The organism is Pseudomonas sp. AC242 (genome assembly GCF_979258655.1).
Window position 1 is genome coordinate 1,256,872 of the sequence record NZ_OZ409873.1, and the last position, 15,066, is coordinate 1,271,937.

11 protein-coding genes are annotated in these 15,066 nt (G+C 59.3%); 9 read left to right on the plus strand and 2 right to left on the minus strand.

The genetic code is table 11. The annotated features are described in order from the left end of the window. The first annotated feature begins 193 nt into the window (after nt 1–193). From acnD to prpD, 3 genes are all read left to right on the plus strand, one after another. On the plus strand, nt 194–2,749 hold the full coding sequence (gene acnD, locus ACZZ0A_RS05750) for a Fe/S-dependent 2-methylisocitrate dehydratase AcnD (protein ID WP_463544076.1): 2,556 nt from the start codon (nt 194–196) through the stop codon (nt 2,747–2,749). Nucleotides 2,750–2,803: 54 nt separating this feature from the next. Continuing rightward, the gene (gene prpF, locus ACZZ0A_RS05755; protein WP_463542630.1) at nt 2,804–3,994 is read left to right on the plus strand and encodes a 2-methylaconitate cis-trans isomerase PrpF; all 1,191 of its coding nucleotides are present in this window, start codon (nt 2,804–2,806) and stop codon (nt 3,992–3,994) included. A gap of 437 nt (nt 3,995–4,431) precedes the next feature. Then, a complete protein-coding gene (prpD, locus tag ACZZ0A_RS05760; RefSeq protein ID WP_463542631.1) occupies nt 4,432–5,916 on the plus strand; it encodes a 2-methylcitrate dehydratase in 1,485 nt (494 codons plus the stop codon). A gap of 89 nt (nt 5,917–6,005) precedes the next feature. On the opposite strand, the gene ACZZ0A_RS05765 is transcribed toward prpD, so the two are convergent. Beyond that, nucleotides 6,006–6,920: a DMT family transporter gene (locus tag ACZZ0A_RS05765; RefSeq protein WP_463544077.1), complete on the minus strand. Its 915-nt coding sequence runs from the start codon at nt 6,918–6,920 to the stop codon at nt 6,006–6,008. 114 nt (nt 6,921–7,034) lie between these two features. Here ACZZ0A_RS05765 and ACZZ0A_RS05770 point away from each other — a divergent pair, with 114 nt between their 5' ends. After that, complete coding sequence (locus ACZZ0A_RS05770; protein ID WP_463542632.1) at nt 7,035–8,444, plus strand: aminotransferase-like domain-containing protein; 1,410 nt, start codon at nt 7,035–7,037, stop codon at nt 8,442–8,444. Nucleotides 8,445–8,567: 123 nt separating this feature from the next. On the opposite strand, the gene ppsR is transcribed toward ACZZ0A_RS05770, so the two are convergent. Then, the gene (gene ppsR, locus ACZZ0A_RS05775) at nt 8,568–9,386 is read right to left on the minus strand and encodes a posphoenolpyruvate synthetase regulatory kinase/phosphorylase PpsR (protein ID WP_007916411.1); all 819 of its coding nucleotides are present in this window, start codon (nt 9,384–9,386) and stop codon (nt 8,568–8,570) included. A gap of 174 nt (nt 9,387–9,560) precedes the next feature. Here ppsR and ppsA point away from each other — a divergent pair, with 174 nt between their 5' ends. The 5 genes from ppsA to ACZZ0A_RS05800 all read left to right on the plus strand — a co-directional run bounded on the left by ppsA (nt 9,561) and on the right by ACZZ0A_RS05800 (nt 15,066). Continuing rightward, entirely contained in the window at nt 9,561–11,936 is a 2,376-nt protein-coding gene (gene ppsA, locus ACZZ0A_RS05780; protein WP_007916410.1) for a phosphoenolpyruvate synthase, read from the plus strand. A gap of 96 nt (nt 11,937–12,032) precedes the next feature. Next, the gene (locus ACZZ0A_RS05785) at nt 12,033–13,022 is read left to right on the plus strand and encodes an alpha/beta fold hydrolase (protein WP_095111821.1); all 990 of its coding nucleotides are present in this window, start codon (nt 12,033–12,035) and stop codon (nt 13,020–13,022) included. Nucleotides 13,023–13,247: 225 nt separating this feature from the next. Beyond that, nucleotides 13,248–13,739 (plus strand): ribonuclease E activity regulator RraA, encoded by a 492-nt coding sequence (rraA, locus tag ACZZ0A_RS05790; RefSeq protein WP_047599043.1) that lies wholly within the window; start codon nt 13,248–13,250, stop codon nt 13,737–13,739. A 22-nt stretch (nt 13,740–13,761) separates the two neighbouring features. Beyond that, a complete protein-coding gene (locus ACZZ0A_RS05795; RefSeq protein WP_007916404.1) occupies nt 13,762–14,757 on the plus strand; it encodes a zinc transporter ZntB in 996 nt (331 codons plus the stop codon). Nucleotides 14,758–14,820: 63 nt separating this feature from the next. Then, nucleotides 14,821–15,066: a hypothetical protein gene (locus ACZZ0A_RS05800; protein WP_007916402.1), complete on the plus strand. Its 246-nt coding sequence runs from the start codon at nt 14,821–14,823 to the stop codon at nt 15,064–15,066.

A 15,066-nucleotide genomic window follows, 5' to 3' on the forward strand; every position in this document is an offset into this window, starting at 1 on the left:
TGGCTTGCCAGCGATGACGGCGTCACATCCAACAATGATGCTGACTGACCCACCGCATCGCTGGCAAGCCAGCTCCCACAGGATTCAGTGTGAATTTTGAGGTCGGTGTCTGGCCCCACCCTTTGAAACTACCGTGACCCGAGTCCTGACCCGATGAACACAGAATTCCGCAAAACCCTGCCCGGCAGCCCTTCTGGATTATTTCGACGCCCGCGCGGCTGTCGAGGCGATTCAGCCCGGCAGTTACGACACCCTGCCGTACACCTCCCGCGTGCTGGCGGAAAACCTTGTGCGTCGCTGCGACCCGGCCACGCTCACCGATTCCCTCAAGCAATTGATCGAGCGCAAACGCGACCTCGACTTCCCGTGGTTCCCGGCGCGTGTGGTCTGCCACGACATTCTCGGCCAGACCGCGCTGGTCGACCTTGCCGGCCTGCGCGACGCCATCGCCTTGCAGGGCGGCGACCCGGCGCAGGTCAACCCGGTAGTGCCGACGCAATTGATCGTCGACCACTCGTTGGCAGTAGAAGCGGGCGGTTTCGACAAGCAAGCGTTCGAGAAAAACCGCGCCATCGAAGACCGGCGCAACGAAGACCGTTTCCACTTCATCAACTGGACCAAAAAGGCCTTCAAAAACGTCGATGTGATCCCGCCGGGCAACGGCATCATGCACCAGATCAACCTGGAGAAAATGTCGCCGGTGATTCAGGTGCGTGAAGGCGTTGCGTTCCCCGACACCTGCGTCGGCACCGACAGCCACACCCCGCACGTCGATGCGCTGGGCGTGATCGCCATCGGCGTCGGCGGCCTCGAAGCCGAGAGCGTGATGCTCGGTCGCGCGTCGTGGATGCGTTTGCCCGAAAGCGTCGGCGTCGAACTGACCGGCAAGCTGCAACCGGGCATCACCGCCACCGACATGGTGCTGGCGCTGACCGAATACCTGCGCAAGCAGAAAGTCGTCGGCGCATGGCTGGAATTCTTCGGCGAAGGCGCGGCGGCGCTGACCCTCGGCGACCGCGCAACCATCTCCAACATGGCTCCGGAATACGGCGCCACGGCGGCGATGTTCTACATCGACCAGCAAACCATCGATTACCTGAAACTCACTGGCCGCGAAGACCAGCAAGTGCAGTTGGTCGAGCAATACGCCAAGCTCACCGGCCTGTGGGCCGACAGTTTGAAAGGCGCGCAATACGAGCGCGGTCTCACTTTCGATCTGTCGTCGGTGGTGCGCAACATGGCCGGGCCGAGCAACCCGCACGCCCGCGTCGCGGTGGCGGATCTGGCCGCTAAAGGCATCTCCGGGCAGTGGGATGACGTGCCGGGGCAAATGCCCGACGGCGCGGTGATCATCGCCGCCATCACCAGTTGCACCAACACCAGCAACCCGCGCAACGTCATTGCCGCCGGCCTGCTCGCACGCAACGCCAACAAGCTCGGCCTGACCCGCAAACCGTGGGTGAAATCCTCGCTGGCGCCGGGTTCAAAAACCGTCGCCCTGTACCTCGACGAAGCAGGGCTGACCACTGAACTGGAGCAGCTCGGTTTCGGCGTCGTCGCCTTCGCCTGCACCACCTGCAACGGCATGTCCGGCGCGCTCGATCCGCTGATCCAGCAAGAGATTATCGACCGCGATCTGTATGCGACCGCTGTGCTCTCGGGCAACCGCAACTTCGACGGCCGCATCCACCCGTACGCCAAGCAAGCGTTTCTCGCGTCACCGCCGCTGGTGGTCGCTTACGCGATTGCCGGGACCATCCGTTTCGATATCGAAAAAGACGTGCTCGGTGTTGTGGACGGCAAGGAAATCCGCCTCAAAGACATCTGGCCGAGCGATGAAGAAATCGACTCGGTGGTGAAGTCTTCGGTCAAGCCTGAGCAGTTCCGTCAGGTCTACATTCCGATGTTCGCCGTCCACGAAGACACAGGCCCGAAAGTCACGCCGCTGTACGACTGGCGCGAGATGAGCACCTACATCCGCCGTCCACCGTACTGGGAAGGCGCACTGGCCGGCGCCCGTCCGCTGAAGGGCATGCGCCCGCTGGCGGTGCTGCCGGACAACATCACCACCGATCACCTGTCGCCATCAAACGCAATCATGCTCGACAGCGCCGCCGGCGAATACCTGGCAAAAATGGGCCTGCCGGAAGAGGACTTCAACTCCTACGCCACCCACCGTGGCGACCACTTGACCGCACAACGCGCGACCTTCGCCAACCCGAAACTGTTCAACGAAATGGTCGTGGAAAACGGCAAGGTCAAACAGGGTTCGCTGGCGCGTGTCGAGCCGGAAGGCAAAGTGATGCGCATGTGGGAAGCGATCGAAACCTACATGGAGCGCAAGCAGCCGCTGATCATCATCGCCGGCGCCGATTACGGCCAGGGTTCGTCCCGCGACTGGGCGGCGAAAGGTGTGCGACTGGCCGGTGTCGAGGCGATTGCCGCAGAAGGTTTCGAGCGCATTCACCGCACCAACCTGGTGGGCATGGGCGTGTTGCCGCTGGAGTTCAAGCCGGGCACCGACCGTCACACGCTGGCCATCGACGGCAGCGAAACCTATGACGTGATCGGCGAGCGCAAACCGCGTGCGGATCTGACGCTGGTGATCCATCGCAAGAACGGCGAGCGCGTTGACGTGCCGGTGACCTGCCGTCTGGATACCGCTGAAGAAGTGTCGATCTACGAGGCTGGCGGCGTGTTGCAGCGTTTCGCTCAGGACTTCCTTGAAGAGTCGGCGGTTGCCGTTTAAATCAACTGATGTGGGCAGGGGATTTTAAGTCCCGTGCCCTCGGTAAGGAGCATCATGGCTCACGCACCACAAATAAAGATCCCCGCCACCTACATGCGCGGCGGCACCAGCAAAGGCGTGTTCTTCAGCCTCAAGGATCTGCCCGAAGCGGCGCAGATTCCAGGCCCGGCTCGCGACGCTTTATTGCTGCGCGTGATCGGCAGTCCCGACCCCTACGACAAACAAATCGACGGCATGGGCGGCGCGACTTCAAGCACCAGCAAAACCGTGATTCTGTCGAAAAGCATCAAGGCTGATCACGACGTCGATTACCTGTTCGGTCAGGTCTCCATCGACAAGCCCTTCGTCGACTGGAGCGGTAACTGCGGCAACCTCTCGGCAGCGGTCGGTTCGTTTGCCATCAGCAATGGCCTGGTCGATGCCAGCCGCATTCCGCACAACGGTGTCGCGGTGGTGCGCGTGTGGCAGGCCAACATCGGCAAGACGATCATCGCCCACGTGCCGATCACCAACGGCGAAGTGCAGGAAACCGGTGACTTCGAGCTCGACGGCGTGACCTTTCCGGCGGCTGAAGTGCAAGTCGAATTCATGGACCCGGCGGCGGAGGAAGAGGGCGGCGGTGGTTCGATGTTCCCCACCGGCAATCTCATCGATGAGCTGCAAGTGCCGGGTGTTGGCACGTTCAAGGCGACCATGATCAACGCGGGTATCCCGACGATCTTCGTCAACGCCGCAGACATCGGTTACACCGGCACCGAACTGCAGAGCGCGATCAACAGCGATCCGCAAGCGTTGCAGATGTTCGAGACGATTCGGGCTTATGGCGCGTTGCGCATGGGTCTGATATCGAATCTGGATGAAGCGGCGAAACGGCAACACACACCGAAAGTCGCGTTCGTTGCCAAGCCTGCGGATTACGTGGCGTCGAGTGGTAAAGCGGTTGGCGCTGGGGATGTCGATTTGCTGGTGCGCGCGTTGTCGATGGGCAAGTTGCACCACGCGATGATGGGCACGGCGGCGGTGGCGATCGGGACGGCGGCAGCGATTTCCGGCACCTTGGTCAACCTTGCAGCGGGTGGCGTTGAACGTAATGCCGTGCGCTTCGGGCATCCATCCGGGACGTTGCGCGTTGGCGCTGAAGCCAGTCTGGAGAACGGTGAGTGGGTGGTGAAGAAAGCCATCATGAGCCGTAGCGCGCGTGTCCTGATGGAGGGTTACGTGCGCATTCCCGGTGACTCTTTCTGATTCGAGATCTTTTACCCTCATCGGAACGCCGCCCGCCCAGCCCTCTCCCAAAGGGAGAGGGGGCCGACCGAGGTGTCTGGGGTTGTACATCGACCTGAAAGATCGAGTCGATTATGGATTCAGGGAGCCGACCGAGGTGTCTGGGGTTGTACATCGACCTGAAAGATTGAGTCGATTATGGGTTCAGGGGCCGACCGAGGTGTTTGAAATTATGCATTGACCAGATCGATTATGGATTCAATGGCGATCGTTCACGTCGGTGAACCTCTACAGCATCCCCCAATCAGTTCCCTCTCCCTCGGGAGAGGGCTAGGGTGAGGGGCTCCACCCACTGAAGAAACACCAAACAAGCAGGCACCCCAGACCTGCAATCAACCAAACCCGCCAAGCCCTGAGGAAGACCGCACCACTCATCATTCCCGCACAGGAGAACCGCAATGAGCGCCAACGTCGACCTGAACAACCGTCCCGACTACGACCATGTCCTGCAGGACATCGCCGATTACGTCCTCACCTTCAAAGCCCCCTCTGCCGAAGCCCTCGACACCGCCCGCAATTGCTTGATGGACACACTGGGCTGTGGCCTGCTGGCACTGCGTTTCCCCGAATGCACCAAGCACCTCGGCCCGATTGTCGAAGGCACCGTCGTCCCGTTCGGCGCACGCGTTCCCGGTACCTCCTATCGCCTCGACCCGGTCAAAGCCGCGTGGGACATCGGCTGCATCGTCCGCTGGCTCGACTACAACGACACCTGGCTCGCCGCCGAGTGGGGTCATCCATCCGACAACCTCGGCGGGATTCTTGCGGTGGCTGATCACCTCTCACAGAAGCGTCTGGCCAACGCTGAAGCGCCGCTGACCATTCGCGATGTGCTGGAAGCGATGATCATGGCCCACGAGATTCAAGGCGTGATCGCCCTGGAAAACTCCTTCAACCGCGTAGGACTCGATCACGTCATTCTGGTGAAAGTTGCTTCAACCGCTGTCACCGCCAAACTGATGGGCGCCAACCGTGAGCAACTGTTGTCGGCGTTGTCTCACGCGTTTGCCGATGGTCAGGCGCTGCGCACTTACCGGCACGCCCCAAACGCCGGTTCACGAAAATCCTGGGCGGCGGGGGATGCGTCGAGTCGTGGCGTGCGTCTGGCCGATATTGCCCTGCGCGGCGAGATGGGCATTCCCGGAGTGCTGACTGCGAAACAGTGGGGTTTTTATGACGTGCTGTTCAGCCACACCAACAGTGATCTGGCATTGAAACCCGAGAACAAACGCGCCTTCAGTTTCTCGCGGCCGTTCGGCAGTTACGTGATGGAAAACGTGCTGTTCAAGATCAGTTTCCCCGCCGAGTTCCACGCGCAGACCGCCTGTGAAGCAGCGGTGACACTGCACCCGCAGGTGCGCAATCGTCTGCATGAAATCGACCGGATCGTCATCACCACTCACGAATCGGCGATTCGCATCATTTCCAAAGTCGGGCCGCTGGCCAATGCCGCCGACCGCGACCACTGCATCCAGTACATGACCGCCGTGCCGCTGGCGTTCGGCAATCTGGTCGCCGAGCAGTACGAAGATGATTTCCACAAGGCGCACCCGATCATCGATGTGCTGCGCGAGAAAATGATTATCGTCGAAGATCCGCGTTTCACTCGCGAATATCTGGAGGCCGACAAACGCTCGATCGCCAACGCCGTGCAGGTGTTTTTCAAGGACGGCAGCAGCACCGACAACGTCGTGGTGGAATACCCGATCGGTCATCGCCGCCGCCGTGTCGAGGGCATTCCGTTGCTGGAAGACAAGTTCAAAGCCAACCTGGCCACGCGTTTCACCGGCCAGCGCAGCGGCGAAATCTTCGCGTTGTGCAAGGATCAGACGCAGCTGGAGTCCACCCCGGTAAACCGTTTCGTCGACCTATTTGTGATCTGACGAAAAACCTGTAGGAGCTGCCGCAGGCTGCGATCTTTTGACTTTGATTGTAAAAAACAAGATCAGAAGATCGCAGCCTTCGGCAGCTCCTACATGGACCGCGTACGCCATTTTTCGATGGGCAATTTGGTGATCGCAAAGCCGCTCAATAAAATCGCCGAATAGATCATCAGCTCCCGGGACAGGGTTTGTCCCTCGTACCAGGCGCCGATGATCACGGCAAACACCGGGAAAATGATAAACACGAACGACAGGATGATTGGGCTTAGGCGTTTAAGCAGCAAAAAGTAAACGATGAATCCGCCGACCGAGGCCACCAGCCCGAGATAGAACAGGGCGGCCCACGAGCGTGTTGTCACTTGCGCAAACACCGGCGTTTCGACGCTCAATCCGACAATAAATAACATCGCTCCGGCAATGCCGATCGGCAGCGTGTTGCAGGTAATCACGCTGATCGCGCTGCCATGTTTTTTCGTCACCACGTAACACAGCGCATGCATCACCGCCGCACACAGAATCGCCAACACGCCAAGCCATTCGGCCTGATCCAGATGCAGACCCTGGCTGCGAATAATCATGAACAGACTGCCGAAACCGATCGCGATACCGAGCATTTGCGACGGGTAGATTTTCTCGCGCAGAAACAGCGCGGAAAACAACAGGATAAACACCGGCATGCAACTGAACAGCAGCGCTGTCAGGCCGGACGACACGTGCATCTCGCCATAGTTGAGCAGGTAGTAGGGCAGACTGAAATACGACAGCGTGACGAACACAAAAAACCAGCGGCTTGGTCGAGGAAACAACAGCGGTTCCTTGCGCAACAGCGCAAAGCTCAGGAACAGCGGAAAGGCGATCAGAAAACGCAGGCCGGCAGCGGTCAGCGGCGGCACGCTTTCCACCGCGATCTTGATCCCCAGCCACGTCGTACCCCAACTCAGGCAGACGATCAGAAACAGCGTGCTGGTGAGCAATCCGGCGAGCCAGGGTTTGCTGATGTTCATCGGTGTGCTGACGGCGGTCGACATGCGGCGTGCTCCGAACGGTGGAATTGACCTGATCGTAGAAACGGTCTATTTCTGATTGAACCTGTTTTCAGTACGCTATTCGGGGCGAGAATGACTGTCAAAGTAAGTATTGCCATGGTGTCAATCCTCCGCGACGGCCTCGCCAATGGCGTCGGCGTGAAATACAAACGCTTGGCCGATGCGGTCGCACAGGCCATCGACGAAGGTGTGATCGATACGGGATGCAAGTTGCCGCCCCACCGATTGCTGGCTGACAGCCTGGGCGTGACCATTGGCACTATCAGCCGTGCTTACGGTGAACTTGAGCGTGTCGGATTGGTGGTTGCTCGCGTAGGAGATGGCACCTATGTGTGTCAGCGCGGGATGGAGCGGCCGCAGGACAAAGGCTTTCGTAATGTCAGCGATGAGCCGTCAGCCTGCTTCGACATGAGCCGCAATCAGCCGATGCCAGGACAAGAGGCGGCGTTCATGAGCCAGAGTCTCCAGGACTTGGCGAGTGATCCACGGGTGTTACAGCAGTTGACTGGATACACCGCTGAAGGTGGGCTGGCACGGCACCGCTTGGCGGGTGCGGTCTGGTTGCAGCACGGGACGTTTGTCCCGCATGTCGATCAGGTGTTGTGCGTCAACGGCGGCCAACATGGTCTGTTGTGCGCGTTGATGGGTTTGCTCAAGGCCGGCGACACCGTTGTGACCGAGCATTTGTCCTACCCGGGATTGATCGGCGTCGCACGTCAGCTCGGGATAAAACTCATTGGCGCGGCGATGGATGACGAAGGACTTGTGCCGTCGGCACTGGAAGAAATCTGCCGTCAGCATCGCGTTTCTGCACTGTATTGCACCCCAACGATCCAGAATCCTACAGCCGCTGTGATGTCGATCCCACGGCGCGAGGCGATTGCCGACCTCTGTCGCCAGTACAACCTGCTGATCATTGAGGATGAAGCCCATGCCGTGCTGGATCGTCAGCGCCCGTTGCCGCTGAGTTATTTCGCGCCGGAACGTTCGGTGTTGATCGGCAGCCTGAGCAAGGCTGTTTCTGCCGGATTGCGCGTCGGTTATCTGCACGCGCCGCAAGCGTTGATCGGGCGTTTGAGCGCCGCCATCCGCGCAACGTGCTGGATGGCCAATCCGTTATCGATGGAAGTGGCCAGTCTGTGGATTGAAAGCGGTATGGCCGAGCGTTTGCTGGACGAACAGATCAGCAAGATCGCTCGGCGCAAGGCTTTGGTGGCACCTGTTCTGCAAGGCTTGGACTACAAGACTCACCCTTACAGTCCGCATTTCTGGGTGCAAGTGCCTGAGCTGTGGCGGGCGTCGCAGATTGCGGCGGAGTTGAAGGAGAACAACTATCTGGTGGCCACCGCTGAGGCGTTTGCGGTGGGGCATGCAGCGGTGCCGCAATTTATTCGGGTGAGTGTGTGTAATGCGGTGGGGGATGATCGGTTGTTGCTTGCAGGTTTTGAAGCTTTAAGCCGGGCACTGACAGAGATCGTGTAATCGTTCATCGCGAGCAGGCTCACTCCTACAATGAATCTCTGTCGTCCACATGATCTGTGCCCGCTGAAGATCAACTGTAGGAGTGAGCCTGCTCGCGATAGCGGTCGCACAGACACCAGCAATCTACTTGAAGCGCCGCTCCACACCTTTCTCCACCAGAATCTTCGCCGAAATCTCTTCCACCGAAAAATGCGTGGAGTTGATGTTCGGGATGTTCTCGCGGCGGAACAGGTTTTCCACTTCGCGCACTTCGAATTCGCACTGGGCGTAGCTCGAATAACGGCTGTTGGGCTTGCGCTCATTGCGGATAGCGGTGAGGCGGTCCGGGTCGATGGTCAGGCCGAACAGCTTGTGCTGATGGGCGCGCAGGGCCGTTGGCAGGGTCAGGCGCTCCATGTCGTCTTCGGTCAGCGGATAGTTGGCCGCGCGGATGCCGAACTGCATGGCCATGTACAGACACGTCGGCGTTTTGCCGCATCGCGACACGCCCACTAGTATCAAATCGGCTTTGTCGTAATAGTGCGTGCGCGCACCGTCGTCATTGTCGAGGGCGAAGTTCACCGCCTCGATGCGCTCCATGTAATTGGAGTTGTGCCCGATCGAGTGGGACTTGCCGACGGTGTAGGAAGAATGCTCGGTCAGTTCCTGCTCAAGCGGGGCGAGGAAGGTCGAGAAAATATCGATCATGAAACCATTGGACGTTGCGAGAATCTCACGGATGTCCTGATTGACGATGGTGTCGAAGATGATCGGGCGGAAGCCGTCGGTTTCGGCGGCTTTGTTGATTTGTTGTACCATGGCCCGCGCTTTATCCACGCTGTCGATGTACGGTCGCGTGAATTTGCTGAAGGTAATGTTTTCGAACTGCGCCAGAAGGCTTTGACCCAGGGTTTCGGCAGTGATGCCGGTGCCATCGGAGATGAAGAAAGCAGATCGTTTCATTTGCACCTTGGGCCTTAAGCTAGTAACGAATCTTGGATATGATAGGCGCGATTTGTCGGCCGCGATTGGCCCGCATTCTCACTTATTTTCCAGGTCCAGGCCATACAACCGGCCAAGGCTCCCCCGGGCCGCCGGTTTCTGAGCTTTTCCAACACAGTTAGTGGAGAGATCACCTTGGTAGAGTACGTAGTTTCCCTCGATAAGCTCGGCAAACACGATGTTGAGCATGTGGGGGGCAAGAACGCATCCCTGGGCGAGATGATCAGTAACCTGGCAGGCGCCGGTGTTTCGGTCCCCGGCGGCTTCGCCACGACGGCTCAGGCTTATCGTGATTTCCTCGAACTGAGCGGCCTCAACGACCAGATCCACCAGGCCCTCGACGCGCTCGACGTTGATGACGTCAACGCCCTGGCCAAGACCGGCGCGCAGATCCGTCAATGGATCATGGAAGCCGAATTCCCTGAAAAACTGAATGCCGAAATCCGCACCGCGTTTGCCGCGCTGTCGGCCGGCAACCCTGACGTGGCCGTGGCCGTGCGTTCTTCCGCCACCGCCGAAGACTTGCCGGACGCCTCGTTCGCCGGTCAGCAGGAAACCTTCCTGAACATCCGTGGTGTGGAAAACGTTATCCGCGCCGCCAAAGAGGTGTTCGCTTCGCTGTTCAACGACCGTGCGATTTCCTACCGCGTGCACCAGGGCTTCGACCACAAACTGGTTGCCCTGTCGGCTGGCGTGCAGCGCATGGTGCGTTCGGAAACCGGCACTGCCGGCGTGATGTTCACCCTCGATACCGAATCCGGTTTCCGTGACGTGGTGTTCATCACCGGCGCCTACGGCCTGGGCGAAACCGTCGTACAAGGCGCGGTCAACCCGGACGAGTTCTACGTGCACAAGGGCACGCTGGAGGCCGGTCGCCCGGCGATCCTGCGTCGCAACCTGGGCAGCAAAGCCATCAAGATGATCTACGGCGACGAAGCCAAGGCCGGTCGTTCGGTCAAGACCATCGACGTCGACAAGGCTGACCGCGCGCGTTTCTGCCTGTCCGACGCTGAAGTCAGCGAACTGGCCAAGCAAGCGATGATCATCGAGAAGCACTACGGCTGCCCGATGGACATCGAGTGGGCCAAGGACGGTGACGACGGCAAGCTGTACATCGTGCAGGCGCGTCCGGAAACCGTGAAAAGCCGCACCCAGGCCAACGTCATGGAACGTTACCTGCTGAAAGAAACCGGCACCGTGCTGGTGGAAGGTCGTGCGATTGGCCAGCGTATCGGCGCCGGTAAAGTGCGCATCATCAAGGACGTCTCCGAGATGGACAAAGTCCAGCCGGGCGACGTGCTGGTTTCCGACATGACCGACCCGGACTGGGAACCGGTGATGAAGCGCGCCAGCGCCATCGTCACCAATCGTGGCGGGCGTACTTGCCACGCAGCGATCATCGCTCGCGAGCTGGGTATTCCTGCTGTGGTTGGTTGCGGCAATGCCACCCAACTGCTGAAGGATGGCCAGGGCGTGACCGTGTCCTGCGCTGAAGGCGACACCGGCTACATCTTCGAAGGCGAACTGGGCTTCGACATCAAGAAGAACTCCGTCGACGCCATGCCGGAGCTGCCGTTCAAGATCATGATGAACGTCGGCAACCCGGATCGTGCCTTCGACTTCGCGCAACTGCCGAACGCCGGTGTCGGCCTGGCCCGTCTGGAGTTCATCATCAACCGCATGATCGGCGTCCACCCGAAAGCGCTGTTGAACTACGACGGTCTGCCGCAGGAAATCAAAGACAGCGTCGACAAGCGTATCGCCGGTTACAACGACCCGGTCGACTTTTACGTCGACAAACTGGTGGAAGGCATCAGCACCCTGGCGGCGGCGTTCACGCCGAAGAAAGTCATCGTGCGCCTGTCGGACTTCAAGTCCAACGAATACGCCAACCTGATCGGCGGCAAGCTGTACGAGCCGGAAGAAGAAAACCCGATGCTGGGCTTCCGTGGCGCTTCGCGTTACATCAGCGAATCGTTCCGTGACTGCTTCGAACTGGAATGCCGTGCGCTGAAACGTGTGCGCAACGAGATGGGCCTGACCAACGTCGAAATCATGGTGCCGTTCGTTCGTACCTTGGGCGAAGCGAGTCAGGTCGTCGATCTGCTCGCCGAAAACGGCTTGAAGCGCGGCGAAAACGGTCTGCGCGTGATCATGATGTGCGAACTGCCATCCAACGCGATCCTTGCTGAAGAATTCCTCGAATTCTTCGACGGCTTCTCGATCGGCTCCAACGACTTGACGCAGTTGACCCTGGGTCTGGACCGCGATTCCGGTATCATCGCGCACCTGTTTGACGAGCGTAATCCGGCGGTCAAGAAGCTTCTGGCCAACGCGATTGCCGCGTGCAACAAGGCCGGCAAGTACATCGGTATCTGCGGTCAGGGTCCTTCGGACCACCCGGATCTGGCCAAGTGGCTGATGGAGCAGGGCATCGAAAGCGTGTCGCTGAACCCGGATACCGTGCTGGAAACCTGGTTCTTCCTCGCCGAAGGTCAGACACCGGCTTAAAGAGTATGTGAACGGCCCGCTCCCACAGGGGGCGGGCCTTGAGATTCAAGTAGGGCGGGCTCCTGTAGATGCCGCCCTTTTTTGTGCAAGAGCATTATGCAAAGCAGCAGCAACTTATTTCCTGTCGCCCTGATCAGCGCTGAACGGCGTGGTGATCTGAGCGAAGACGTGTATCGACTGAAACCCGGCAACAGTCCCGACTGGTCCGTGGAAATCGCTGTGACCCGCTTGGGCATGGCCGATGACACGGCGCCTCGCGGTGTGCCGGTGATTTTGCTGCACGGCAGTTTTTCCAATCGACGCTTCTGGTTTTCACCCAAAGGCCTGGGCCTGGGCGCATATCTGACGCGACTGGGGTTCGACGTTTGGATTCCGGAGATGCGCGGTCACGGCCTGTCGCAGCGCAATGAGGAATACCGACGCAACCGTGTCGCCGACTATGCCCGTTACGATCTGCCGGCGATTGCCGCATTCGTGCGAGAGCAGAGCGGGCAGATTCCGCACTGGATCGGCCATTCGCTGGGCGGCATCACCTTGGCCGCGGCGCTCGGTGGCGAATACCTTGGCGAGCCTGCCGTAGCTTCTGCGGCGTTTTTCGGTACTCAGGTCAGCCGCACCTATTGGCCGCTGAAAATCCCGCCAGTGGAGTGGAGTGGGCGCTTTATTCTCAAGCGCTTCGCGCAACTGTCGGGTTCGCGCCTCAAGCGTGGCCCGGAAGATGAGCCGATCGGCCTGGCGCTGGAAAGCATGCGCTGGTACGGCTTGTTCGGCCGTTTTGGTGACAAGGACAAGGATTGGTGGGCGGGTCTGGCCGACGTCAAGGTGCCGGTGCTGGCAGTGACGGCGGCGGGGGATCATCAGGATCCGGCCTGGGCCTGTCGCAAACTGTTCGAACAGATCGGCTCCGAGCACAAGCAATTCGTCAATCTGGGGCGCGAGCAGGGTTTCACCGATAATTTCGGTCATGTTGAAATGTTGGTGAGCAAAGCGGCGCAGAATGAAGTGTGGCCCTTGGTCGCGCGCTGGTTGAACGATCAGCACACGCCGTTACTAGGCGAGAAGCCTGATCTGGCTGCTGCGGTCTGAGACGGGGCTGGGTAAAGGGCATTTCGTAAAGGTCGGCTTGCGGCTAAGATATGACGAATTGTGCGGTTCTGGTCATATTCGGTGGCAGTTTAGCGATTACGTTTCAGCGTTTGTTCAGGTTCATTCAGCGAACATTCAATGAGCTAAGGTAAACAGCGACCACCGGCACTCGTCTCTTCAGAACGCGGCATCCTTGATCGTCTTGCTTTTTACAGGAGTTTTTCGATGAACCATTACCTTACGCCTGACCTGTGCGACGCCTATCCGGAGCTGGTGCAGGTGCTGGAGCCGATGTTCAGCAATTTCGGCGGCCGTGATTCGTTCGGTGGCGAAATCGTGACCATCAAATGCTTCGAAGACAACTCGCTGGTCAAGGAACAGGCTGAGCTCAAGGGCAACGGCAAAGTGCTGGTCGTCGATGGCGGCGGTTCGCTGCGTCGCGCGCTGCTGGGTGACATGATCGCCGAGAAAGCCGCTAAAAACGGCTGGGAAGGGCTGGTCATCTACGGCTGCATCCGTGACGTCGACGTCATTGCGCAGACCGATCTGGGCGTGCAGGCGTTGGCCAGCCACCCGATGAAAACCGAAAAACGCGGCATTGGTGACCTCAACGTCCCGGTGACTTTCGCTGGTGTGACGTTCCACCCGGGCCACTACATTTATGCGGACAACAACGGCGTGATCGTCTCGCCGAGTCCGCTGCAGATGCCTGAATAAGATTTTCGACAAAGGGATGCGGATGTTCGAGGAAGAAAACGCGCAATGGGGGCTGGTGCATGCCCTGGTGCTGGACGGAAAAGGCGGTGCGCGTTCGATAGCCCGGACTGAGCTCGACGATTTGCAGCTGCAGGCCCATGAAAGTCTGTGGCTGCATTGGGATCGCAGCCATCCGCAAACGCAGACCTGGCTGCGCAAATCCAGCGGTCTAAATGAATTCACCTGCGATCTGCTGCTGGAAGAGAACACTCGACCGCGCCTGTTGCCGTTGCCGGATTCCGAGTTGCTGCTGTTTCTGCGTGGGGTCAATCTCAATCCGGGTGCAGAGCCGGAAGACATGGTCTCGGTGCGCATTTTCGCTTCAGCTCAGCGGGTGATTTCCCTGCGTTTGCGTCCATTGCGCGCCACCGATGAACTGCTGGTGCAATTGGCGGACGGCAAAGGCCCGAAAACCTCGTCTGAACTTATCCTTTATCTAGCGCAGTTCCTCACCAACAAGGTGCAGGATCTGGTCACTTGCCTCTCGGAAATCGCCGATGAGGAAGAAGAAAAAATGGATGCCGACGAACGGTATACCCCCGAGCATGGCGCCATTCTGCACATCCGCCGCCGGGCCGCTGGGTTGAAGCGTTTTCTTGCGCCGCAGCGGGATATTTTCGGACAACTGACGCGGATAAAACTGCCGTGGTTTGTCGATGACGATGCCGATTACTGGAACGAATTGAACAACAGCCTGACCCGCTATCTCGAAGAACTCGAATTGACCCGAGAGCGCGTGGGGCTTGTGCTGGAGGCTGAAGATCGGCGTTTGAGCGAGCGCATGAATCGCACCATGTACCGCTTCGGCATCATCACCTGCATCTTTTTGCCGATGAGTTTTATCACCGGTCTGCTGGGCATCAACGTCGGCGGAATTCCGTTCTCCAGCAGCCCTTATGGTTTCCTGATCGCCTGCTTGACGGTGCTCGCCCTGGCCTTCGGTCAGTGGTGGTTATTCCGTCGTTTGCGCTGGGTCTGACGATGGCGCATGTGACCCGACCAAATCTGCCCGCGTCTTTCACAGACATCACGAGAGGTGCGTATGCACGATCCGTTTGAACAGTCTTTGCGCGACATGCTCAACGCTTCGCCGTCCAGCCGCGACGACGATGCGTGCCTGGGCCGCGTACTCAAAACCGCCAACCGCCAGGTCGGCGCCGGTGATTTGTTCAGCCTGCTGGGCCGCTGGCTGCCCGCGCTGATGATCGCCCTGAATAACGGCTCGGCCCATGTCTCGCCGGTTTCCCGTCGTAAACCTACCGCTCGCACTGCTGATAAGGCTGATTGA